Raw genomic sequence first — 22,702 nt, forward strand, 5'->3', positions numbered from 1 at the left:
CACACCAAGGGCGTGGGCAAGGGGAACTCCGAACCACGACAGCTGGCACAGACGCTACCTGTCCGCACACGTCGTCACCACAGGAAAGTCCCACGACGTTTTCCGGCCATGCCGGCCGCACGCGTGGGTGAGGGCCCGCCGGTACCGGCGGGCCCGCTCACCTCAGGGCGCGGACGACGGCTGGGCCGACGGGTCGGCCCGGCGGTATGCGGCGTTGATGCGCTGGGCCTCTTCGAGCTGGTCCTCAAGGATGATGATCCGGCACGCGGCCTCGATCGGGGTGCCCTGGTCGACCAGCTCGCGCGCGCGGGCCGCGATACGCAGCTGGTAGCGGGAGTAGCGGCGGTGTCCGCCCTCGGAGCGCAACGGTGTGATCAGCCGTGCTTCGCCGATGGCGCGGAGGAAGCCGGGAGTGGTACCGAGCAGTTCGGCGGCCCGGCCCATCGTGTAGGCGGGGTAGTCGTCGTCGTCGAGACGGCCCAGCGACTCGTCTGCTGTCATCTCACCTCTCTGTGGAACGCGTCGAGGGGCCCTGGTGCCGTACGGCACCAGGGCCCCGAAGGAAATACAACACCATCTGCCGGCCCTAGTACTGCACCGGCCTTCTGTTTCCGCACGGCCGCCCGATACTGCGACGAAGGTGCGGGGATCGCGGATGCGTGACCGGAGACCACCTGCCTATCGATGTCCTGCGGTACCCGGGCTCAGGCCTTGCGCCCGGGCGATCCTGATGGCGCTCGACTCCTCCGTTCTTCCCTCTGGAGCACTTGCTTGTCGAACAACTGCGGTCCTGCTCACGGCGGCCCCTGATCACCGCGGGCCACCCGGTCCGGTCGTCAGTCCCGTCGCCGTCGTACAACCACCTGGCTTCGAAACTCCACCACCGCACCGTCGTGCGTGTACTGCTGCCCGGCAGTTCGTGTCTGCCGGGCCTCTCTGATCTCGGCTACAAGAGAAACCGTAATGATCCGAGAGCCCAATGTCTACTCCAGCGAGGATAGATTTTGGTGGCCTCGGCGATGAGGTAACCCGATCGGCCGGTCTACGAATCCGGCGGGACCGAAGACGTCCGTCCTGGCCTGTTGGTCCCACCGCCCGAGCCGCCCGGGCGGGCCGGTGCATAGACTCCGCTGTCATGTCGAAGCATGACGAGCTGATCGTTGACATCGCCGCCCTCGTGGAGTCCGGGCAGAGCAACCAGATGTCCCTGACCGTGGTCACCGGTGGTGCTGTCATCACCGGCCGGCTGGCTCCCGAAGCCGTGTGGCGGCAGAGGGTGTCGGAGGTCCTGAAGGACTCCGCCCACCTGGGCGAGTTCTCCGCCGTTTTCGACACCCCCGCGAAGGGCGAGGGGCCGCCCACGCATCTGCACTTCCATGTCGCCCGGATCCTGCAGGGCGCGGTGGGTATCCCGGAGACGGGCGGGATGTACCGCGTCGCGATCGAGGACGTCAGCGCCTGGACGGTGGGTGACTTCAGCTACTTCGACCACTGAACCGCCGAACCGCCGAACCGGTGCGCAGAGAACAACAGTGAAGGGCCCGACCGGCATGTACCGGTCGGGCCCTTCACTGTGGGGTGCCCGTAGGTCAGACGGACGCCGGGGCGCCGCCGAGCATCGCGGAGGCCCGCAGGAACGGGCTGTCCGGGCGCGCGGGGGCGGCGTCGGAGAGGGTGCGGCAGGTGAAGCCGAGCCGGGACATGGCCCGCAGGACTTCGCCGGCACTGAAATCACGGCGGTCCTGGCGGGTGATGACCTGGCCGACCTGCTTGACGGGGTAGTGGCGCCGTCCGATGATCACGGACTCACCGGTGACCGGTTCGGGCTTGACGCCCTTCATGGACTCCAGGACGCCGCTCTTGGTCAGGTCGAACGGGAAGCGTGCGATGACACAGCGCATGATGCCTCACAGGGAGAAGGAGAGACGGGGCCGACCTCGGTGGAGGGGTTCAGCGGGCCCGATGCCGTCGGCGAGGTCGCGCAGGCGGATCCGGTCCGAGTATCCGGAGCTGTCGCGGACGGCCGTGAGTCCGGCCCGGGTGACCAGGCCGGTGCGCAGCCCGTCCTCGTCGCAGACGACCAGATGACCCGTGCGGGCGGCGTCCATCACGGACAACGCCACCTCCACGGTCATGTCCCCCCAGACCTGCGGCCCGGCCTGAGGCCCGACCTGCGGTCCGCCCGCGTCGACGGCGTCGGCCACCGTGCGGTGCACGGGGTGGGCGCTCGCCGGGCGGGCCTGCGTCTGGACCAGCGTCAAAGAGTGCCTCCTGGGGAGTCGGTCGGCTTCCTGATCACGAGGGTGCTACGCGGCCGCGGCGACCGTGGACTGCCGTACGGCGCTGCGGCGGGCCACCGACGCGGGGCGGCGTCGGCCGCGTGAGGTGGCGCCGCGCTTCTTGGGGCGTTCGGCCACCGGTGCGGTGATGACGACCGGGACACCGGTCGGCGCCTGGGCGCCGGTGATGCGGTGCAGGGCCTCTTCGCCGGAGCGGACCTGGGTGGTGCGCGGGACGATGCCCGCCGCCGCCATGAGCCGGGTCATCTCGCGGCGCTGGTTCGGGGTGACCAGGGTGACGACGCTGCCGGACTCGCCGGCGCGGGCGGTGCGGCCGCCGCGGTGCAGGTAGTCCTTGTGGTCGGTCGGCGGGTCGACGTTCACGACGAGGTCGAGGTTGTCGACGTGGATGCCGCGCGCCGCGACATTGGTCGCCACCAGCACGTTGACGTGCCCGGTCTTGAACTGCGCCAGCGTGCGGGTGCGTTGCGGCTGCGACTTGCCGCCGTGCAGCGCGGCGGCCCGCACCCCGCTGTTCAGGAGATGCTCGGTGAGGCGGTCGACGGCGTGCTTGGTGTCGAGGAACATGATCACTCGACCGTCGCGGGCGGCGATCTCGGTGGTGGCCGCGTGCTTGTCGGCGCCGTGGACGTGCAGCACGTGGTGCTCCATGGTCGTGACCGCGCCCGCCGAGGGGTCGACGGAGTGGACCACCGGGTCGTGCAGGTAGCGGCGGACGAGCAGGTCGACATTACGGTCCAGGGTGGCCGAGAACAGCATCCGCTGTCCGTCGGTGCGCACCTGGTCGAGCAGTGCGGTGACCTGGGGCATGAAGCCCATGTCGGCCATCTGGTCGGCCTCGTCGAGGACGGTGATGGCGACCTGGTCCAGCCGGCAGTCACCGCGGTCGATGAGGTCCTTCAGCCGCCCGGGCGTCGCGACGACCACCTCGGCACCGCCGCGCAGCACGCTCACCTGCCTGCCGATCGACATCCCGCCCACCACGGTGGCCAGCCGCAGCCTCACGGAACGGGCGTACGGGGTGAGCGCGTCGGTGACCTGCTGCGCCAACTCACGCGTCGGTACGAGGATCAGCCCCAGCGGCTGCCTGGACTCGGCGCGCTGCCCGGCCGTACGGGCCAGCAGCGCCAGCCCGAAGGCGAGCGTCTTGCCGGAGCCGGTGCGCCCCCGGCCGAGAACGTCACGGCCGGCCAGGGAGTTCGGCAGCGTCGCCGCCTGGATCGGGAACGGCACGGCCACGCCGGCCGAGCCGAGCGCGGCCAGCAACTCCCCGGGCATGTCGAGATCGGCGAAGCCCTCCACCGCGGGAAGCGCGGGGGTGATCGTCTTGGGGAGGGCGAACTCCCCCTGGATCGCGGCGGGTCGGCGACCGTAACCACCGGAACGGCTCGGCGCCGACGAGCGGAATCGACCGCCGCCCCGTCCGGAATCGCCACCGCTGTTGCGGGTGCGGGCGAAGCGGTCGTTCGTGCGTGTGCGGTTCATGCGAAATCTTCCTCGATGTGGCACGCATATCAAGGAATTCCCGGCGATGAACAACAACACGGAGAATCGCAAGAATGAGGGCCGGTGAAAAGTGGAATACCGAATCCGACTGACACTGCCGCGACGGCGGAACCCCCGCGGAAAATGCGTGCAGCTGGGGCCCGCACCCCGAAGGATGCGGGCCCCAGCTACGAAATACGCGTCAGCGTCAGACGAGAACGATGTTCTCGGCGGTCGGGCCCTTCTGACCCTGCGCGATGTCGAAGTTCACCTTCTGGCCTTCCACCAGCTCACGGAAGCCCTGGGCGGCGATGTTCGAGTAGTGGGCGAACACATCGGCGCCGCCACCGTCCTGCTCGATGAAGCCGAAGCCCTTTTCCGCGTTGAACCACTTCACGGTACCAGCAGCCATGTCATTTCTCCTTCGGGGCAGTGCGTGACGGAATCCACGCTGCGCGGATCCCATGTCGCTGCGATGATCACCCCGCCCGGAAAAAGACCGGAAATACAGAAGCGTCCCCAGCGACCCGAAGGCCGACCGGAGAGCACTTGAAGTTTCGGGAACCACAACTGCAACTGAGATCGACAGTAGCACACCGCAACGGCTCGGACGCGAAAAAGAGCCCCACCCTATTTCTCACACCAAAGAATCTCCCCGCCCATTCCGCCAAAATCTAACCTCCCGAGCACAGATATTGATTCCCCCGGCACCCAGCATTCCCGAAGCAACATCGCGGCCGTCGCCCCTCCGCGACGGGGTCCCAGACGGGACCGACCTATATCGCGATGTAGCGCTAGTCTTCTTCTCACGCCGCTGCCCGCGTCGCGCGGAGCCCTTCGACAGGACCAGGACGGAAGCATGTCGGGAGAGATCTCGCCCACCGGGAAGAGCTCCGGTGCGGACTCGTCGCCCGAGCTGCGGGCCTCTCATGCAGACCGGGACCGAGTGGTGGACGTGCTGCGCATCGCGGCGGGGGACGGCCTGCTGACCGCCGACGAGCTGGACGAGCGCCTGGAAGCCGCCCTGTCCGCTCGTACCGTCAGGGAGCTCACCGCCCTGACCGCTGACCTGCCGGCCGTGTCCACTTCGACCGGCACCGCAGTATCGGACGTCAAGGACGTCCTCCGGATCGAGGGGATTCACAGTGGTGCGGTCAAGCGCGAAGGGCGCTGGGTGGTGCCGCGGAGGCTGGAGCTGGCCACCGCGTGGTGTGAGGTGACGCTCGACTTCACGCAGGCAGTGATCACGCAGGACACCTTGCGGATCGACATGAACACGGTAGGCAAGAAACTGACGCTGATCACCAAGCCAGGCATCGTGGTCGACACCGGCGCCCTGAGCCTCGTACACAGCAAGATCAAGGTCCGTCAGGCTCCAGACCCCGGAACGCCGATCACGTTGCGTGTGGAACTGGCCGGCACGACGACCCACGGCCACGTCGTGGTACGGCACCCGCGGCGGACGTTCGGACAGTGGCTGCTGCGCAAGCCCGCTTCCCTGCCCTCAGACGATTGACAGTCGGAACTCGCCGCCGCCAAGCAGTTCCGCGCCGCCCTGGACCGACGTACCGAGCGGCGGGAGCCCCTTTCGTCACGCCTTACCGCGCTGCTCCCCATGCTTCGCGCGGTGATACTCGATGTCGGCGGGTGTCTGGTGGACGAGCAAGGCCGCGACCACCGCGAGGTCTTCCAGGAGCTCCGGCCCGGCTTCGACCTGTACGACGAGCGCGAGAAGCGAGCTGCAAGAGGCCTGCTGCGGGATGACGTCCGCTCACACAGCGCAGCGATTCGACAAGCGGCACGTCGAGCGCCCGAGGCCGGCACGGTCGGCGGCTGGGGCCAGTCGCACGGTCGGCGGGATGGCCGTCCACTCGGGCCAGCCACGGGCCAGCCAGTGATCATGAGATCTAGCCGAAAACGGACACGCCCCCAGCTCGAACTACCTCTGAGCTGGGGGCGACCCGGTAGGCCCTGTGGGACTCGAACCCACAACCAATGGATTAAAAGTCCACTGCTCTGCCAATTGAGCTAAGGGCCCTTGGCGATGTTGCGATGTTGCCTCCCCGAGCATAGCCGCAGGAGGCCGTGTCGCCGATCGGGTATCGGTGACACGGGCCTGTCGGCGGGGGGATCGTGAGGGGAGTGTTATGGATCGACCGGTTCGGGGGCGTTCGCGCGGGCGGCCTCGCGGGTGCGGGTGCGTTCGTGGTCGGGGTTGAGGAACCAGTGGCGGGCGGAGGCCAGCCACCAGATCCAGGCGAAGCCGAGGACGACGAGGACGGCGACCGGGGCGTAGTTGAAGGTCTCCCAGGTGACCGGGGAGACCTGCGGCAGCATGAACAGGACCGTGATCACGCCGACCCAGGCCACCGCGACCAGCCCGATCGCCCGTGACCAGCGGCCCAGATGCCACGGCCCCCGCTCGAACGCCTCGCCCTTGCGCAGCCGCAACAGCGTCGGGATGACGTAGGCGATGTAGAGGCCGATGACGGCGATGGACGTCACGGCCGCGTAGGCGGTCACGTTGATCAGATAGGGCAGGCCGAGGACGAGCGCGCCGCCCGCCGCCAGCCATACCGCCGCCACGGGAGTGCGGGTGCGGGGGCTGACCGTGTGCCAGACGTGCGAGAAGGGCAGCGCGCCGTCGCGGGAGAAGGCGTAGATCATGCGGCTGTTGGCGGTCACGGAGGCCATGCCGCAGAACAGCTGGGCGCCGATCACGACCAAGAGGAGGAGCTTGCCGGCCGTGGCGCCGAGCGCGTCCAACAGGATCTGGGCCGGCGGTGCGCCCGTGGGCGAGGAGAGGGCCCCGTCGTAGGACTGGATGGCGAAGGTGAAGCCCAGGAGCAGCACGAACCCCGCTATCCATGACGTCCAGATGGACTGGACGATGCCCTTCGGGCCGGCCGTGGACGCGTCGTGCGTCTCCTCCGTCATGTGGGCCGAGGCGTCGTAGCCGGTGAAGGTGTACTGAGCCATCAGCAACCCCAACAGCACCACATACACCCCGCTGCCCCAGCCCGTGTTGTTCACGAACTCGCCGAACACGAAGGACGCGGACTGGTGCTGGTCGGGGGCGAAGGTCAGCGCGCCGACGATCACCGCGACACCCACCACGTGCCACCACACGCTCACACTGTTCAGCAGCGCGACGATCCGCACGCCGAAGGTGTTCAGCAGGCCGTGCAGGACCAGGATCCCGGCGAAGAGCAGGATCGTGCGGCCGGGGGTGACCTCGAAGTCGAACTGGAGGTTCAGGTACGCGCCCAGGAAGGACGCGGCCCCGAAGTCGATGCCCGCGGTCACCGCGACCTGGCCCAGCACGTTGAACCAGCCGGTGAACCAGGCCCAGGCGGCCGCGGACCGCGGCGGGGCCAGCCGGTGCGCCCAGAAGTACAGGCCGGCCGAGGTCGGGTAGGCCGAGCAGATCTCGGCCATCGCCAGGCCGACGAACAGCGTCATCAGGCCCACGGCCACCCAGCCCCAGGTGATCACGGCCGGGCCGCCGGTGTTCATGCCGAACAGATACAGCGTCAGGCAGCCCGACAGGACCGAGATGATCGTGAAGGAGACCGCGTAGTTGGAGAACGCCGACATGCGGCGGGCCAGGACCTGCGTGTAGCCGAGCTGGGCAAGCCGTTCCTCGTCCGAGAGCCCCGAAGGCCCGGACTGCCCGCTCTCTATGGCGTCATCTGTCATGCCCCCAGCGATTCCCACACCGGGGGCGTGACACACGTCACAACTTGGCTAGAAGACGCCCTTGTAACCCTGCCAACCGCTCGCGATCTTCGTACGGCCGCCGAACGACCCCTTGCCGTCACCGTTGTTGCGGTAGACGCTCCCGCCGGAGTCCCTCGACACCAGGTCGGCCTTCCCGTCCCCGGTGACGTCCCCGACGCCGACCACGACGTTGTACGACCCGCCCCAGGCGCCGAACAGCTTGGCTCGCGCCCCGAAGGTGCCGTTGGCCCTGCCGTAGTAGCGGTACAGCGTGTTGGCCGTGTCCTGCGCGAGCAGGTCCCCGACACCGTCGCCGTTGAGGTCGCCGACACCGACGACCTTCTTGTACGTCTTCCAGTTGTCGTAGAGCTTCACCCGGGCCGAGAGCTTGCCGGTGGCGGTGCCCTTGTAGAGGTAGACCGTGCCGGTCGAGGCGGCCCGCGCGATCAGGTCCGGGCGGCCGTCGCCCGTCAGGTCGCCGGGTGAGGTCAGGACGTCGTACTGGTTCCAGCCACTGGTGCCGAGCGACGTGTACGGCGTCGACGGCTTGACCGCCGCCCCGCAGGCCGGCTTGTACAGGCGCAGGGCGCCGCTGCTCAGCCGGACCAGCACGTCGTTGCAGCGGTCGCCGCTCAGGTCGCCGTAGGAGACGAACCGCGCGGTGGTGGGCCAGCCGGTGCCGGTGACCTTCCCCGAGAACGTCCCCTTGCCCGTGCCCTGCTGGAAGGCCAGGGCGCCGGATGCGTCGAGGGTGAGCAGGTCGCCCACGCCGTCGTCGCCGGCGTGGTCGTGGCGGACGGCGGCACCGCCCGACAGGGACGTCCTGCCGGTGGTGGTCAGGGGCGCGCCCTGGCCGTCGGCGGGCTGGGCGGTGAGGGTCCAGGCGTAGGTGCCGTTGGGGGCCCAACTCCCGGACGTCGTACGGCCGTCCCACGCGGCGGTGATGGCGTTGCGGGCCTCACCTCCGGTGAGGGTGCGCACGACCGTGCCGTCCGCGGCCTTCAGGGTCAGCTTCCAGGAGGCGGCCGGCTTGGACAGCTGCCAGGACGCCCGGAAGGTGTCCGCCGCCTTGAACGTCGTGGGCGTGGTCGCCCGCGTCGCGGTCAGCGGGGAGGCGGGCACGCCGCTCGACACGACGTGGACGGCGTTCTCCTTGTCGACGTAGGCGATGCCGCCGCCGAACCGGTCCACGGCCCAGGTACGACGGCGGGAGTCGCTGCCGTCGGTGGACATCGGGATGCCGAGGTCGCGGGTGACGGCGGTGCCGCCGCTCTGGAACTCCGTCAGGCGCAGATTCGAGCCCGTGTAGCGCTGGTTGACGAAGTAGCCGTCGCCGAGGAGGCCGCCCCTACCCGCGGGCAGGGCGATCTTCTCGCCGCTGGTCACGTTGACCACGCCGTGCTGGCGGAACTGCTCGCAGGTCCAGTACAGCCACGGCCCGGCGCTCTGGAGCTCGACCGGCACACAGGGCGCGCCCGTGTCGAGGGTCCCGGTGTCCTTGCCGGTCGCCAGGTCCTTGCGGGCGACCGTGCCGGCGGTGGCCGTCGCCGCGTAGAGCGTGCCGCCCCACACGGTCGCGCCCACCTGCGCCCGCTGGTCGACGACCGAGCCGGTGTCGAGATCGGCGACGATCGTCACGCCGTCCGCCACCGGCATCCCCGGGACCGTGGGCCGGCCGCTCTGGTAGACGGCGTACCGGCCGGTGGACTCGGTGAGCCGCCCGTCGGAGCTCCCGGTCAGGGCGCGGTCCGCCTGGTCGGGCCCGCGGCGGCCGACGATCTCGACCTGCGCGGGGCTCTGCTGGAAATTGCGGACCTGGTAGACGGTCCGCCCGTCACCGCTGTTGAACAGCTGGGTGCACAGCGACTGCCCGCAGACCGTGTAGTCGTACGACCGTCCGCTCTCCCGTCCGGCGTACACCGGGTCGGAGGCGGCGGTGGGCGCCTGGGCGGGGGTGAGGACGCGGTTGTAGAAGCCGGCGCCCTGGGGGCCCTCCTTCTCCACGGTGGACAGCACGCCCGCGCTCAGCGCGATCGCGTCCACGCCCGCCGCGACCGGGTCCAGGCGCCGCAGCTTCTCCAGGCGGGGCAGGCCGTCCGCGCCGACCGTGGCCTTCTGGACGTACCAGTCCGCCGACGAGGTCCCGCCGAGCACGGCGACACCGCCGCCCGGGGTCTGCACGGCCTCCTTGTCGGCCTTCTCCAGCAGGGTCCGGCGCTGCCCGTCGAAGGAGAGGGCGACGAGGTTCCGCTTGAGCGCCGCGTCCGTGCCGTCGGCCTGGGTGAAGGTCAGCAGCCAGCCGTCCAGCAGCCCGATCTTTGAGATGTCCAGGTCGGAGGGGACCGGGAAGGTCCGCTCGGGCGCGTCCAGGTCGGTGCGGGAGCGCACATGGGCGACCCGTTCGGGGTCGATCCACAGGAGGTCGTCGCCGGCGAGCGCGACGGAGGCGGTCCAGCCGGTGTCCGCGGCGAGCGGGCGCAGCTGTCCCGTCGTCAGGTCGATCAGGCCGAAGTGGTCGAAGTCGCCGGACTCCGCGCCGCCCGAGGTGGAGAACCGTACGACGGCCTCCCGCGCGTCGCCCGCGACCAGCCGCACCTGCTTGAGGTCCGTGCCCTCGGGCCAGCCGGTGACGGCGACCTTGGCGTCGGCCACCGGATTGTCGGCGGGCAGCAGGTACCAGCCGTCCACCGTCGACAGGTCGCTGTCCGTGAAGTCCTGCACCAGGACCGTGGAGCCGAGCAGGCCCCTGAAGAGGTCGCCGGAGTCGTACGGCACGGTGAAGCGGCGGGCGGTGCCGTCCGCCATGTTCTCGATGTCGATCGAGCCCAGGTAGTGGTGGGCCACGTAGTCCGACTCGGCGCCGAACTCGGCGAAGCCGGCGTCCTCGTTGTTGCCGTAGCCGAGCAGGGTGGTCGTCTGACCCGTGTCGAACCGGGTCCACCGGAACTCCTGCCCGGAGTGCTCGTCGGCGTCCTCCGGCGCGTGCACGAAACCGGTCGCGCCGAAGGAGCCGAGCGAGTCCGCGCGAGGCACGGCACGCCAGTTGGGCGTGATGTCGAGCTGGGCCGGTGTGTCCGCGGCGACGGCCGGGGCGGCCAGGACGGGGGTGAGCCCGAGTCCCAGGGCCAGGATGCCGGCCGTGGCCCCCGCTCTGATCATGTGGCGCCGCATCAGCCGCATCAGAAGATCCCCCTGTATCCCTGCCAGCCGGTCGCGATCTTCGTGCGCGCCCCGAACGAGCCCTTGCCGTTGCCGTTGTTGCGGAAGAGGTTGCCCGCGGTGTCCCGGGAGACCAGGTCGTTCCTGCCGTCGCCGGTGATGTCGCCGACGCCGACGATCACGTTGTACGAGGTCCCCCAGTTGGAGAAGACCTTCACCCGCTCCTTGACCTGGCCGCTCGCGGTGCCGTCGTAGCGCCACAGCGTCCCGGCCTTGTCCTGCACCAGCACGTCCCCGAAGCCGTCGCCGTTGAGGTCACCGGCACCGACGATCTTCTTGTACGTCGCCCAGCTGCGGATCTTCACGCCCGCCTTGAGCTTGCTCGCGCCGTCGTTGGCGAACAGGTAGACGTCCCCGGTCGATGCCTTGCGGGCCAGCAGGTCGGTGCGGCCGTCACCGGTGAGGTCGCCGGGGGCGGTCAGGACGTTGTAGGCGTTCCAGCCGGTGCCGAGGGAGGTGTGGCTGCTCGCCGGGGCGTACGAGCCGCTGCCGCACTTGCCCGCGTAGCGGCGCAGCTCGCCGTTCGGCATGCGGACCAGCATCTCGGCGCAACGGTCCTTGCCCATGTCGCCGAAGGGGACGGCGACCGTGCCCGCGGGCCAGCCGGACGCGCTCTGCTTGAAGTCGAACTTGCCGCCGCCGTTGGTGAACTGAAGGCTCAGCGTGCCCGAGGAGTTGAGGGTGACCAGCTCGCCGTAGGCGTACCCGCCCTGGTCGTGGTGGCCCTGGCGGCCGCCGGTCAGCGCGAACGTGCCGCTGGTGGTGTACGTGCCCACGCCGTCGGCGGCCTTCGCGGTCAGCGTCCAGGTCTTCTTGCCGTTGTACGCGTAGGCACCCGAGCTGGTCTTCCCGTCCCAGGACAGGTCGATGGCCGTACCGCTGCCCTGGAGGGTGCGGTCGACGCGGCCCTGGGCGTCCTTGACGGTGAAGGTCCAGGTCGCGGGCTTGTTGAGCTGCCAGGTGCTCATCCACGCCATGTTGCCGCCGTTGCGGCCCGAGGCGTCGAAGTAGGGGTTGTCCAGGTCCGACTCGATCTTCCCGAGCGACTGGGCGGGCACCCCGCTCTGCACGGTCCGGATCACGTTGTCCGTGCCGACGTAGGCGATGCCCCCGCCGAACTTGTCCACCGACCAGGTCTGCCGCCGCTGGTCGGCGGTGTTCCCGGCCGGCAGGTCGGCGATCTCGCGGGCGGCGGCTGCCGTACCGGAGTGGTAGTCCGTCAGCATCAGCTTGCCGGCCGTCCGGTCGTGCTGGACGAGGTAGCCGTCACCGACGAGGGCGGGCCCGGAGGGCACCTTGATGTTCTTCTTCGCCGTACGGTCGTAGACGCCCGCGGCTCCGGTCGGACCGCAGTTCCAGTAGAGCCAACGGCCGATGACCTGAAGCTCCTTGACCGTGCAGGGGGCGCCGGTGGAGACGGTCGCGACCGTCTTCTTCCCCTCCAGGTCGTACTGGGTGACGACACCGTTGCCCGAACCCGGCGTCCACAGCGCCGAACCCCAGACGGAGGCGGCGGTGATCGAGCGGGTCAGGCGGACGTCCTCGGCGCGGAAGCGGTTCACGGCGTCGACGTACTGCTTGCCGGTGGAGGCCGCGGTGTAGACGAAGTAGCGGCCGGTGGCGTCGACGAAACGACCGCCGGTGACGTCCGGTTCGGACGCGGAGTGGTAGCTGTTGGGCTCCAGCCAGATCTGGGCGCGCTCCTTGCCGTACTCGTCGACGCGGAAGTAGCCCACGCCCTGCGTGCCGGTGGACCGCAGGGGCACGCAGTCGCCCGCGTCGCACGGCACCCGCTGAAGGTGGGTGCCGTCGGCGAAGTAGCCGGCGTATCCGCGGGTGTCCTGCTGGAGCACCGTGGAGCCGTCGGGCGAGAGCTGCCTGCCGACGACGTACTGCTCGCCGTTCGGCCGGTACTCGACGGTGGTGAGATAGCCGGCCGCGTAGTCGATGCCCCAGACGCCGTCCGTGGCGATCGGCGTCGGGGTGGTGTCCGCGGCCGCCGGGCCCGCGGCCGTCAGGGTGCCGGCGCCCAGAGCGGCCAGCGAGACAAGAGTGAGTGCGATCCGGGCATGCCGGGTCAAGGGTCCCTCCCCAGGGAAGTCAGAAAAGGCGCGGTGGCAGGCCTCGTGTCTGTCCCCCTCGGCCACGCTCCACCACGCGATGCACGGATGTTAACAACGGCCACACAGGTTGCGGTAGTCGATAAAACGTGCGAAAAGGGCCCGCACGACCGAAGTCGTACGGGCCCCAGCTCAGCTCACGTTGCGTCAGCCGTTGCGCTTCCAGCGCGGCTTGTCGTCACGGCGGCCGAAGGAGGAACCGGCCGGGCGGTCGTCACGACGGCCGTGCGGGCGGTCGTGGCCGCCGGAGCGGAAACCTCCACCGGTGGGGCGGTCGCCCTGACGGTCACGGTTGAAGGGACGGTCGCTGCCCCGGTGGGTGGACGGACGCTCGTCACGACGGTCACGGTTGAAACCGCCCGAGGGACGCTCGTCACGACGGTCACGGTTGAAACCACCGGTGGGGCGGTCGTCACGACGGTCGCGGTTGAAGCCACCCGAGGGGCGGTCGTCACGACGGAAGCCGCCCGAGGGACGCTCGTCACGACGGTCACGGTTGAAACCACCGGTGGGGCGGTCGTCACGGCGGTCACGGTTGAACCCACCCGAGGAGCGGTCGTCACGACGCTCGAAGGAACGGCCACCACGGTCGTCACGGCGGTCGTCACGGCGGAACCCGCCACGCTCGCCGTCACGGCGGTCACGGTTGAACCCACCCGAGGAGCGGTCGTCACGACGCTCGAAGGAACGGCCACCACGGTCGTCCCGACGCTCGTAGTTGCCCCGCTCGTCACGGCGCTGCCGCGGCTGCTCGTACGCGGGACGCTCGGCGGGCTGCTCGGCGACCACGGCCTCAGCCGCCTCCGCCGCCTCAGCCACCACGGCCTGCGCCTCGGCGACCGCGGTCTCCGGGTCCTCGCCCCGCTCGCGGGCGGCACGGGCGACCAGACGGTCGGCCTCCTCGCGCAGCTCGGCCGCGCGACGCTGCGCCCGCTCCAGCTGCTTGCTGAGGTGGGCGACCTCGCGCTCGGCCTGCTGAGCCGCGTTGGCCGCGGACTCGGACTGGACCTCGGTCATCGAACGGGCGCCGGTGATCTCGGCGACCTCGGGCTCGAAGGCCGTACCGGAGTTGATGATGTGACGCCCGGCGTCGACGCCCGCGTCCTCCATCAGCCGGAAGATCTGGCGCCGCTGGTGCGGCAGGGACAGCGACACGACCGTGCCGGTACGGCCCGCGCGAGCGGTACGGCCGGCGCGGTGCAGGTAGTCCTTGTGGTCACCGGCGGGGTCGACGTTCAGGACGAGGTCGATGCCGTCGACGTGGATGCCGCGGGCGGCGACGTCGGTGGCGACGAGCGCGTTGACGTAGCCCTTCTTGAAGTCCTCCAGCACCCGGGTGCGCGCGCCCTGCGTCATACCGCCGTGCAGCGCGTCGGCCTTCACACCGGCGTCGCACAGCTGCTCGGCGATGCGGTCGGCGCCCAGCTGGGTGCGGACGAAGATGATGGTGCGGCCCTTGCGGGAGGCGATCGCGGCGGTGACCGGCGCCTTGTCCTTGGGCTTCACGATCAGGATGTGGTGCGACATGGTCGTGACGTTGCCCTGGGCGCTGTCGACCTCGTGCGTGACCGGGTTGCTCAGGTAGCGCTTGACCAGCGTGGAGATCTCGTTCTCCATCGTGGCCGAGAACAGCATCCGCTGGCCGCCGGCCGGGATCTGGTCGAGCAGCTCGGTGACCTCGGGCAGGAAGCCCAGGTCGGACATCTGGTCGGCCTCGTCGAGGACGGCGACCTCGACGTTCTCCAGGGAGCAGGCGCCGCGGTTGATGATGTCGCGCAGCCGGCCCGGGGTGGCGACGAGGATGTCGACGCCGCGCTCCAGGGCGTAGATCTGGTTGCCCATCGACGTACCGCCGCAGACGACCTTCATCTTGAGGCCGAGGACGTCGCCGTAGGGCTGGAGGGCGTCCGCGACCTGCATCGCGAGCTCACGGGTCGGCGTGAGGATGACGGCACGCGGCTTGTGCTTCTCGGTGCGGCCGCCGGCGAGACGCGCCATGGTCGGCAGACCGAAGGAGAGGGTCTTGCCGGAGCCGGTGCGGCCACGGCCGAGGATGTCCTTGCCGGCCAGGGCGTCCGGGATGGTCGCGGCCTGGATCGGGAAGGGGGTGGTCACGCCGTTCTGGGCGAGCTTGCGCACGACGCCCTCGGGGAGACCGAGGCTCGCGAAGGTGACCTCGGGGGTCTCCGCCACGGTCTCGTTGGTCTCGTTCGCGTCGTCCTCGGGGCCGTTTTCGGGGCCGTTCTCGGGCACGACGACGTGATCAGTACTGGAAATGGACATGCGTAAGCGAAACCTTCCGGAGTCTCGTCGGCACGCGCCCGTCAACTCCGTGATTCGCAATACGACCGCCTCTATGCGGTCAGCCACGGCAAGGGAGAGAACGCGCCACACGGCGCTCTCTGCAATGGCGCCGGGCAATGGGATCAAACGATCTACCACCATACGCACCCACCACCCCCGAAGGCAAACCGAGCCAGGGAGTCGTGGGCCACACACGGATCACACCGGGTCTCCCACCGCACCGACGCACACAGCTGTCAGGACGCAACCGAACCAACACACCGGAGCCGCCACTTTGTTCCCGCGGGGGTCTCCGGGTGAGGGGGACCGCGCCGGCGGTCGGGCGACCTGCGGCCTACGCCGGTGAGCCCGCCTCCGGTGCCGGCTCGCGCTGGGTGAGTTGCGGCTGGGTCTCCGGGTGCGCCGAGGACGACGGTTCGGCGACGGTCGGGGTGGGCGTCGGTGAGGCGGGCGGCTCCTGCGTGGGCGTCGGCTGGGGCTCCACCGTGCGCGTGGGCGTCGGCTCGGCCCGGGTGGGCGTCGGCGCTCCGGGCTTCGGGGGCTTGTCCGGCTTGGTCCCGGCCGAGGCGGAGGCGCTGACCTCGGCCGACGGGGAACCCGAGGGGGCCGCCGACTCCCCCTTGCCCTTCTTGTGCCGGCCCTGGCCGTGCTTGCCGTCACCGGCCGCCGCGTCGAGACCCGAGCCGCCGCCCGACACCGCCGTCCCACCGTCCGGCTCGGCACCTCCCCGCTGCCCGGCCGAGTGCGACGGCTCGACGCGCTTGCCGCCGTCGCCGTCACCCACGCTCATGCAGCCGGCGGCAGCGGCGACGGCCATGACCGTGGCGGCGAGACGAACGGGTACGTACAAGGGGCGCACGAGGCCACCTCCGAGGGTGGGATGAAGGAGTCAACCCGTTCAACTCCCGCCGCCCACAAGAGGACACGCGACCGGTATCCGACGGCGCACGCCGACGGCGCCACCGGCTCACCCGCGTCCGTCAGCCGGACCGACAGCCGCAACCCGCGCCCCTCACCCGTACCCGAGCGCATGCAGCCGCGCGTCGTCGATCCCGAAGTGATGGGCGATCTCGTGCACCACCGTCACCTCCGTCTCCGCCACGACCTCCTCCCGCGACCCGCACATCCGCAGCGTCGGCCCCCGGTAGATCGTGATCCGGTCCGGCAGCACACCGGCGTACCACTCGCCCCGGTCGGTCAGCGGAGTCCCCTCGTAGAGCCCGAGCAGCTCGGGATCGTCCGCGGGCGGCTCGTCCTCGACGAACACCGCGACGTTGTCCATCAGCCGCGTCAACTCCGGCGGAATCCGGTCCAGCGCCTCGGCGACCAATTCCTCGAACTCCTCGCGCGTCATCTCCAGCACAGGCCCCATTGTCCGGTACGGGACGGACGTACGAGAGTCATGAGCACGCCCGCATATCCGCATCCGGACTTGGGCATACGGGACCAATGGTCCGCGTCCCCCTCGCCGTCCGGAACACCGTGCACCAGCTGCGCAAGACCCCGCGTGCCCTGGCCCGCCACTACCGCACCCGCCGTCCCCACCCGACCGTCGAACTCGTCCACCAGCCGCACCCCTGGGCCCGCGCCCTCGGCCTGGTCACCGTCGTCGTCCTCGGCGCCTGGCTCGGCCTGCTGATCGTGGGCAACGTCCGGGTGCCGGTCGGCCCCATGAACACGACGATGACGCTGCGCCCGTCCCTCACCGGCGGCACGAAGATCAACGTCTCACCGCTCGGCGCGCTCCAGCTGGACAGCCACCACGCCCCCGTCCGCCTGGACGTCAACGTCGACCAGCTCGACCCGGTCCGCTCCCAGGCCCTGGTCGACCACCCCGAGCGGCTCTCCGGCCTCCAGGACGAGGTCACCCGGGACGTCGGACACGGCACCCTGGACCTCGCCGTGCGCTCCTGCGTGGCCGTCGTCGCCGGCGCCACCACCCTCGGCCTCGCCGTCTACCGCCGCCCCCGCCGCGCCCTGGCCTGCGGCGGCCTCGCCCTGACCCTGCTGGCCGCCTCGGGCGGCACCGCCTACGCCACCTGGAACCCCGGCTCGGTCCTCGAACCGCGCTTCTCCGGCCTGCTCTCCTCGGCCCCGTCCCTGGTCGGCAACGCCCGCAGCATCGTCACCGAATTCGACGTCTACCAGAAGGAGTTGGCCCGCCTGGTCACCAACGTGACCAAGCTCTACGACGCCACCTCCACGCTCCCGGCCTACGCGCCCGACCCGACCACGATCCGCGTCCTGCACGTCTCCGACATCCATCTGAACCCGGCGAGCTGGAAGATCATCGCCTCACTGGTGGAGCAGTACAAGGTCGACGTCATCGTCGACTCCGGCGACACGATGGACCACGGCACGGCGGCCGAGAACGGCTTCCTGGACCCGATCGAGGACCTCGGCGCGCCCTACGTCTGGGTGCGCGGCAACCACGACTCCCGCGTGACCCAGCGCTATCTGGAGGGCCTGAAGAACGTCCACGTCCTGGACGACGGCAAGGCGACCACCATCGCCGGCCTGCGCTTCTCGGGCATCGGCGACCCCCAGTTCACCCCCGACCGCTCCGGCCGGCCCGACGCCTCGCAGTCCCAGGAACTGGCCGGCGCCCGCCTCGCCGCCGCCCTGCGCGACCAGCGCACCGCGGGCACTCCTGTCGACATCGCCGTCGCCCACGAGCCCGCGGCGGCCCGGATGGTCGACGGCACGGTGCCCCTGGTCCTGTCCGGCCACCTCCACCACGAGGAGATGGAGATCATGAAGAACGGCACCCGGCTGCGCGTCGAGGGCTCCACCGGCGGCAGCGGCCTGCGCGCCATCGAGGGCAAGTACCCCGACCCCATCGAGGCCTCGATCCTCTACGTCGACCGCGACTCCCGCCGCCTCCAGGCCTGGGACGCGATCGAACTGGGCGGCCTGGGCCTGACGACCGCCGAGGTCAGCCGCCACCTCGCCGAGGAGAACCAGCCCGGCGCCACCCCGTCGCCCTCACCCTCCCCCAGCCCCTCCCCGAGCCCGGCCACCAGCTCCCCGTAAACCGTTTTGGCGATCCCTCCCGGCATCCCATATGCTTCTCACGTCCCCGACGCGCTGCGAAGCGCCCAGGCGGGCCGATAGCCCTCATCGTCTAGCGGCCTAGGACGCCGCCCTTTCAAGGCGGTAGCACGGGTTCGAATCCCGTTGGGGGCACGCAACACCGTGTGCGACACTGTCGTACATCGCTTGGTCCTGTGGAGCAGTTTGGAGTGCTCGCCACCCTGTCAAGGTGGAGGCCGCGGGTTCAAATCCCGTCAGGACCGCTGAGACTTCCTCGGAAGTCTCGTGGCTGGGTAGCTCAGTTGGTACGAGCGACCGCCTGAAAAGCGGTAGGTCGCCGGTTCGATCCCGGCCCCAGCCACCCTCTCGAAGGCCCCGATCTCCGGATCGGGGCCTTCGACGTTCCCGAGGCTCCCATGGGGGGCTCCCCGCGAGCCGCTGCGGCAAAAGCGTTCGCCAGGAATTTCCCGGGGATGAGATCCTGGATCGCGTATGTCTACGCACCCTGCCCCCGCCCCCGGTACCCCCGCTCTCGGCGATCTCGCCGCCCGCCTGACCGAGCTGTCCCTGCGCGACGCGCACCGGCTCGGGCGCAGGCTCGAAGGCGCGCGCCGGATCCGTAAGCCCGAGGCCCTGGCCGCCGTTCTCGCGGAGGTCGAGGCGGAGGTCGTGCGGGCCGAGGAGCGGATGGGCGCACGCCGGGCGCGGGTGCCCCGGGTGAGCTATCCCGAGCAGCTGCCCGTCAGCCAGAAGAAGGACGACATCGCGGCCGCCATCCGTGATCACCAGGTCGTCATCGTGGCCGGTGAGACCGGCTCCGGCAAGACCACCCAGATCCCGAAGATCTGTCTTGAGCTCGGGCGCGGGGTCCGGGGCATGATCGGGCACACCCAGCCCCGCCGTATCGCCGCCCGTACCGTCGCCGAGCGGGTCGCCGAGGAGCTGGACACCCCACTCGGGGAGTCCGTCGGCTGGAAGGTGCGGTTCACCGACCAGGTGAACCCGGACGGCACGTTCATCAAGCTGATGACGGACGGCATCCTGCTGGCCGAGATCCAGACCGACCGCGAGCTGCGCGCCTACGACACGATCATCATCGACGAGGCCCACGAGCGGTCTCTCAACATCGACTTCCTCCTCGGCTACCTGGCCCAGCTGCTGCCGAAGCGGCCGGATCTGAAGGTCGTCATCACGTCGGCGACCATCGACCCCGAGCGGTTCTCCCGGCACTTCGGTGACGCCCCGATCGTGGAGGTCAGCGGCCGGACGTATCCGGTGGAGGTGCGGTATCGCCCCCTCCTCGAAGAGGACTCCGAGGACTCCGACCGCGACCAGATCACCGCGATCTGCGACGCCGTGGAGGAGCTCCAGGGGGAGGGCAAGGGCGACATCCTCGTCTTCCTCTCGGGTGAGCGGGAGATCCGGGACACCGCGGACGCGCTCGTGAAGAAGAACTACCGCTTCACCGAGGTCCTCCCCCTGTACGCCCGGCTCTCGCACGCCGAGCAGCACAGGGTCTTCCAGCCGCACACCGGCCGCAGGATCGTTCTGGCGACCAACGTCGCCGAGACCTCGCTGACCGTGCCGGGCATCAAGTACGTCATCGACCCGGGCTTCGCCCGGATCTCCCGCTACAGCCACCGCACCAAGGTCCAGCGGCTGCCCATCGAGCCGGTCTCGCAGGCCAGCGCCAACCAGCGCAAGGGCCGCTGCGGCCGGACCAGCGACGGCATCTGCATCCGGCTGTACAGCGAGGAGGACTTCGAGGCCCGCCCGGAGTTCACCGACGCGGAGATCCTGCGGACGAACCTCGCCTCCGTCATCCTCCAGATGACCGCGGCCGGCCTCGGCGAGATCGAGAAGTTCCCCTTCATCGACCCGCCGGACCACCGCAACATCCGCGACGGTGTCCAACTCCTCCAGGAGCTGGGCGCGTTGGACCCGGCGCAGAAGGACGTACGCAAGCGGCTCACCCAGACCGGCCGGAAGCTGGCGCAGCTGCCGGTCGACCCGCGTCTGGCGCGCATGGTGCTGGAGGCCGACAAGAACGGCTGTGTCCGGGAGGTCATGGTCATAGCGGCGGCGCTGTCCATCCAGGACCCGCGTGAGCGCCCCGCCGACAAGCAGACCCAGGCCGACCAGCAGCACGCCCGCTTCCGTGACGAGACCAGCGACTTCCTCGCCTATCTGAACCTGTGGCGGTACATCCGGGAGCAGCAGAAGGAGCGCGGCTCGTCGTCCTTCCGTCGCATGTGCAAGCAGGAGTACCTGAACTTCCTGCGCATCCGCGAGTGGCAGGACATCTACTCCCAACTGCGTACGGTCGCCAAGCAGATGGGCATCCATCTGAACGAGGACGATGCGGCCGACCAGAGCATCCACGTCTCCCTCCTCGCCGGTCTGCTCTCGCACGTCGGTATGAAGGACGTGAAGGACGGCAACAAGAACGAGTACCTGGGCGCCCGCAACGCCAAGTTCGCGATCTTCCCGGGCTCCGCGCTCTTCAAGAAGCAGCCGCGTTTCGTGATGTCGGCGGAGCTGGTGGAGACCTCCCGGCTCTGGGCCCGCGTGAACGCGAAGATCGAGCCGGAGTGGGTGGAGCCGCTCGCCGAGCATCTCCTCAAGCGCACCTACAGCGAGCCCCACTGGGAGAAGGACCAGGCCGCGGTGATGGCGTTCGAGAAGGTCACGCTGTACGGCGTGCCGATCGTCGCCCAGCGGAAGGTGAACTACGGCCGGATCGACCCGGAGACCTCCCGCGAGCTTTTCATCCGCAACGCCCTGGTCGAGGGCGACTGGCGTACCCACCACAAGTTCTTCGCCGACAACCGCAGACTCCTCAGCGAGGTCGAGGAGTTGGAGCACCGCGCCCGGCGCCGGGACATCGTGGTCGACGACGACACCCTCTTCGACTTCTACGAGCAGCGGGTGCCCGACCACGTGGTCTCCGGCGCCCACTTCGACTCCTGGTGGAAGCACAAGCGGCACGAGCAGCCCGACTTCCTGGACTTCGAGCGGGAGATGCTCATCCGGGAGTCGGCGGAGGCGGTCACGAAGGCCGACTATCCCGACTCCTGGCGGCAGGGGCAGCTCAAGTTCCGGGTCACCTACCAGTTCGAACCGGGTGCGGACGCCGACGGTGTGACCGTCCACATCCCGCTCCAGGTCCTCAACCAGGTCACGGACGAGGGCTTCGACTGGCAGATCCCGGGGCTGCGGGAGGAACTGGTCACCGAGTTGATCCGATCGCTCCCGAAGCCGATCCGCCGCAACTACGTGCCGGCGCCGAACTTCGCGAAGCGGTTCCTGGACTCGGCGGTGCCCTTGCAGGAGCCGCTGACGGTCACGATGGCCCGTGAGCTCAAGCGCATGGTCGGGGTGCCGTTCGAGGCCGAGGACTTCGACTGGTCGAGGGTTCCGGAGCATCTGCGGATCACCTTCCGGATCGTCGACGAACGGCGGCGGAAGCTGGCCGAGGACAAGGACCTCCAGGCGCTGCAGCTCCAGCTGAAGCCGAAGGCGCGCAAGGCCCTCTCCCAGGCGGCCGCGGCGACCGCGGAGCGCCATGGCGGGGAGTCCCTGGAGCGCAAGGGGCTGACCGACTGGACGATCGGCTCCCTCACCCGGGTCTTCGAGACCCGCCGGGCCGGCCAGCCGGTCAAGGCGTACCCGGCGCTCGTGGACGACGGCGACACCGTCTCCGTACGCCTCTTCGACACGGAGGCGGAGCAGGCGGAGGCGATGTGGAAGGGCACGCGCCGGCTGGTCCTGCGCAACATCCCGGTCAATCCGGCGAAGTTCGCGTCCGAGAAGCTGACGAACCCGCAGAAGCTGGCGCTCTCGGCGAATCCGCACGGCTCGATCCAGGCGCTGTTCGACGACTGCGCGATGGCTGCGGCGGACAAGCTGATCGGCGACTTCGGCGGCCCGGCGTGGGACGAGGAGTCGTATCGGAAGCTCTACGACAAGGTGCGCGCGGAGATCGTCGACACGACGGTCCGTACGGTGGGCCAGGTGCAGCAGGTGCTGGCCGCCTGGCAGGCCTGTGAGCGCCGTCTGAAGGCCGCACGGAGCCCTGCCCTGCTCCCGAACCTCCAGGACGTCCGCAAGCAGCTGGACGCGCTGGTGAAGCCCGGGTTCGTCACGGAGGCGGGGCTGCGGCGGCTGCCGGACCTGATGCGCTATCTGGTGGCCGCGGACCGGCGCCTCCAGCAGATGCCGACAGGCGTCCAGCGGGACACCACCCGCATGGAGAAGGTCCACGAGATGCAGGACGAGTACGCCTGGCTCCTGGAGCAGATGCCCCGGGGCCGGCCGGTCCCCTCCACCGTGCTGGACATCCGCTGGATGATCGAGGAACTCCGCGTCAGCTATTTCGCCCACGCCCTGGGCACGGCGTACCCCGTCTCCGACAAGCGGATCGTGAAGGCGATCGACGCGGCCGTACCGTAACCGCTCGCACACCCTGGGTGAGTTCGCGCAGCGGGCACCCCCTCCTGTACAGTCCTTCTCGCAGCGCAA

Annotated in this window: 15 protein-coding genes and 4 tRNA genes; 7 read left to right on the forward strand and 12 right to left on the reverse strand. The window is 69.8% G+C overall.

Annotation, left to right across the window (positions count from 1 at the left end; genetic code table 11):
* Positions 1–162: 162 nt before the first annotated feature.
* Complete coding sequence (locus tag K4B79_RS43400) at positions 163–501, reverse strand: MerR family transcriptional regulator (RefSeq protein WP_232032970.1); 339 nt, start codon at positions 499–501, stop codon at positions 163–165.
* 634 nt (positions 502–1,135) lie between these two features.
* Here K4B79_RS43400 and K4B79_RS43405 point away from each other — a divergent pair.
* A complete protein-coding gene (locus K4B79_RS43405) occupies positions 1,136–1,495 on the forward strand; it encodes a hypothetical protein (RefSeq protein WP_232032971.1) in 360 nt (119 codons plus the stop codon).
* A gap of 94 nt (positions 1,496–1,589) precedes the next feature.
* On the opposite strand, the gene K4B79_RS43410 is transcribed toward K4B79_RS43405, so the two are convergent.
* The 4 genes from K4B79_RS43410 to K4B79_RS43425 form a co-directional block, all read right to left on the reverse strand.
* Positions 1,590–1,901: an SCO5918 family protein gene (locus tag K4B79_RS43410; RefSeq protein ID WP_232032972.1), complete on the reverse strand. Its 312-nt coding sequence runs from the start codon at positions 1,899–1,901 to the stop codon at positions 1,590–1,592.
* A 6-nt stretch (positions 1,902–1,907) separates the two neighbouring features.
* Complete coding sequence (locus K4B79_RS43415) at positions 1,908–2,261, reverse strand: CBS domain-containing protein (protein ID WP_232032973.1); 354 nt, start codon at positions 2,259–2,261, stop codon at positions 1,908–1,910.
* Between the two features lie 45 nt (positions 2,262–2,306).
* Positions 2,307–3,785, reverse strand: coding sequence for a DEAD/DEAH box helicase (locus tag K4B79_RS43420; RefSeq protein ID WP_232032974.1), 1,479 nt, complete (start codon positions 3,783–3,785; stop codon positions 2,307–2,309).
* A gap of 208 nt (positions 3,786–3,993) precedes the next feature.
* Positions 3,994–4,197, reverse strand: coding sequence for a cold-shock protein (locus K4B79_RS43425; RefSeq protein WP_232032975.1), 204 nt, complete (start codon positions 4,195–4,197; stop codon positions 3,994–3,996).
* A gap of 447 nt (positions 4,198–4,644) precedes the next feature.
* Between K4B79_RS43425 and K4B79_RS43430 the strand changes: the two genes are divergently transcribed.
* Complete coding sequence (locus tag K4B79_RS43430) at positions 4,645–5,301, forward strand: DUF1707 SHOCT-like domain-containing protein (RefSeq protein WP_232032976.1); 657 nt, start codon at positions 4,645–4,647, stop codon at positions 5,299–5,301.
* A gap of 449 nt (positions 5,302–5,750) precedes the next feature.
* Here K4B79_RS43430 and K4B79_RS43435 read toward each other — a convergent pair.
* The 7 genes from K4B79_RS43435 to K4B79_RS43470 all read right to left on the reverse strand — a co-directional run bounded on the left by K4B79_RS43435 (position 5,751) and on the right by K4B79_RS43470 (position 16,511).
* Positions 5,751–5,823 (reverse strand) — tRNA-Lys (locus K4B79_RS43435).
* 107 nt (positions 5,824–5,930) lie between these two features.
* The gene (locus K4B79_RS43440; RefSeq protein ID WP_232032977.1) at positions 5,931–7,484 is read right to left on the reverse strand and encodes an amino acid permease; all 1,554 of its coding nucleotides are present in this window, start codon (positions 7,482–7,484) and stop codon (positions 5,931–5,933) included.
* 48 nt (positions 7,485–7,532) lie between these two features.
* Entirely contained in the window at positions 7,533–10,676 is a 3,144-nt protein-coding gene (locus K4B79_RS48125) for an FG-GAP-like repeat-containing protein (protein ID WP_269464665.1), read from the reverse strand.
* A gap of 8 nt (positions 10,677–10,684) precedes the next feature.
* Positions 10,685–12,805 (reverse strand): FG-GAP repeat domain-containing protein, encoded by a 2,121-nt coding sequence (locus K4B79_RS43455; RefSeq protein WP_232032978.1) that lies wholly within the window; start codon positions 12,803–12,805, stop codon positions 10,685–10,687.
* A gap of 186 nt (positions 12,806–12,991) precedes the next feature.
* A complete protein-coding gene (locus tag K4B79_RS43460) occupies positions 12,992–15,127 on the reverse strand; it encodes a DEAD/DEAH box helicase (protein WP_232032979.1) in 2,136 nt (711 codons plus the stop codon).
* A gap of 355 nt (positions 15,128–15,482) precedes the next feature.
* Entirely contained in the window at positions 15,483–16,007 is a 525-nt protein-coding gene (locus K4B79_RS43465) for a hypothetical protein (RefSeq protein WP_232032980.1), read from the reverse strand.
* A gap of 153 nt (positions 16,008–16,160) precedes the next feature.
* Complete coding sequence (locus K4B79_RS43470; RefSeq protein WP_067435541.1) at positions 16,161–16,511, reverse strand: metallopeptidase family protein; 351 nt, start codon at positions 16,509–16,511, stop codon at positions 16,161–16,163.
* Between the two features lie 86 nt (positions 16,512–16,597).
* Between K4B79_RS43470 and K4B79_RS43475 the strand changes: the two genes are divergently transcribed.
* From K4B79_RS43475 to hrpA, 5 genes are all read left to right on the forward strand, one after another.
* Positions 16,598–18,181 carry a metallophosphoesterase family protein gene (locus K4B79_RS43475; protein WP_232032981.1) on the forward strand — a complete coding sequence of 528 codons (1,584 nt, stop codon included), beginning with the start codon at positions 16,598–16,600 and terminating at the stop codon, positions 18,179–18,181.
* 80 nt (positions 18,182–18,261) lie between these two features.
* Positions 18,262–18,334: transfer RNA gene (locus tag K4B79_RS43480), tRNA-Glu, on the forward strand.
* Positions 18,335–18,369: 35 nt separating this feature from the next.
* Positions 18,370–18,444 (forward strand) — tRNA-Asp (locus K4B79_RS43485).
* A gap of 24 nt (positions 18,445–18,468) precedes the next feature.
* Positions 18,469–18,542, forward strand: a tRNA-Phe gene (locus K4B79_RS43490).
* A gap of 131 nt (positions 18,543–18,673) precedes the next feature.
* Positions 18,674–22,633, forward strand: a complete 3,960-nt coding sequence (hrpA, locus tag K4B79_RS43495; RefSeq protein WP_232032982.1) for an ATP-dependent RNA helicase HrpA — start codon at positions 18,674–18,676, stop codon at positions 22,631–22,633.
* The last annotated feature ends 69 nt before the right edge of the window (positions 22,634–22,702 follow it).

Source organism: Streptomyces lincolnensis (assembly GCF_021173675.1).
Taxonomy (GTDB): domain Bacteria; phylum Actinomycetota; class Actinomycetes; order Streptomycetales; family Streptomycetaceae; genus Streptomyces; species Streptomyces lincolnensis_B.

What these genes read in the sequence shown, in the direction of transcription:
- hrpA (WP_232032982.1), top strand. Translation starts at nt 18,674, where the DNA reads ATGTCTACGCACCCTGCCCCCGCCCCCGGTACCCCCGCTCTCGGCGAT.
- K4B79_RS43440 (WP_232032977.1), bottom strand. Translation starts at nt 7,484, where the DNA reads ATGACAGATGACGCCATAGAGAGCGGGCAGTCCGGGCCTTCGGGGCTC.
- K4B79_RS43430 (WP_232032976.1), top strand. Translation starts at nt 4,645, where the DNA reads ATGTCGGGAGAGATCTCGCCCACCGGGAAGAGCTCCGGTGCGGACTCG.
- K4B79_RS43410 (WP_232032972.1), bottom strand. Translation starts at nt 1,901, where the DNA reads ATGCGCTGTGTCATCGCACGCTTCCCGTTCGACCTGACCAAGAGCGGC.
- K4B79_RS43405 (WP_232032971.1), top strand. Translation starts at nt 1,136, where the DNA reads ATGTCGAAGCATGACGAGCTGATCGTTGACATCGCCGCCCTCGTGGAG.
- K4B79_RS43400 (WP_232032970.1), bottom strand. Translation starts at nt 501, where the DNA reads ATGACAGCAGACGAGTCGCTGGGCCGTCTCGACGACGACGACTACCCC.
- K4B79_RS43475 (WP_232032981.1), top strand. Translation starts at nt 16,598, where the DNA reads ATGGTCCGCGTCCCCCTCGCCGTCCGGAACACCGTGCACCAGCTGCGC.
- K4B79_RS43420 (WP_232032974.1), bottom strand. Translation starts at nt 3,785, where the DNA reads ATGAACCGCACACGCACGAACGACCGCTTCGCCCGCACCCGCAACAGC.
- K4B79_RS43425 (WP_232032975.1), bottom strand. Translation starts at nt 4,197, where the DNA reads ATGGCTGCTGGTACCGTGAAGTGGTTCAACGCGGAAAAGGGCTTCGGC.
- K4B79_RS48125 (WP_269464665.1), bottom strand. Translation starts at nt 10,676, where the DNA reads ATGCGGCGCCACATGATCAGAGCGGGGGCCACGGCCGGCATCCTGGCC.
- K4B79_RS43460 (WP_232032979.1), bottom strand. Translation starts at nt 15,127, where the DNA reads ATGTCCATTTCCAGTACTGATCACGTCGTCGTGCCCGAGAACGGCCCC.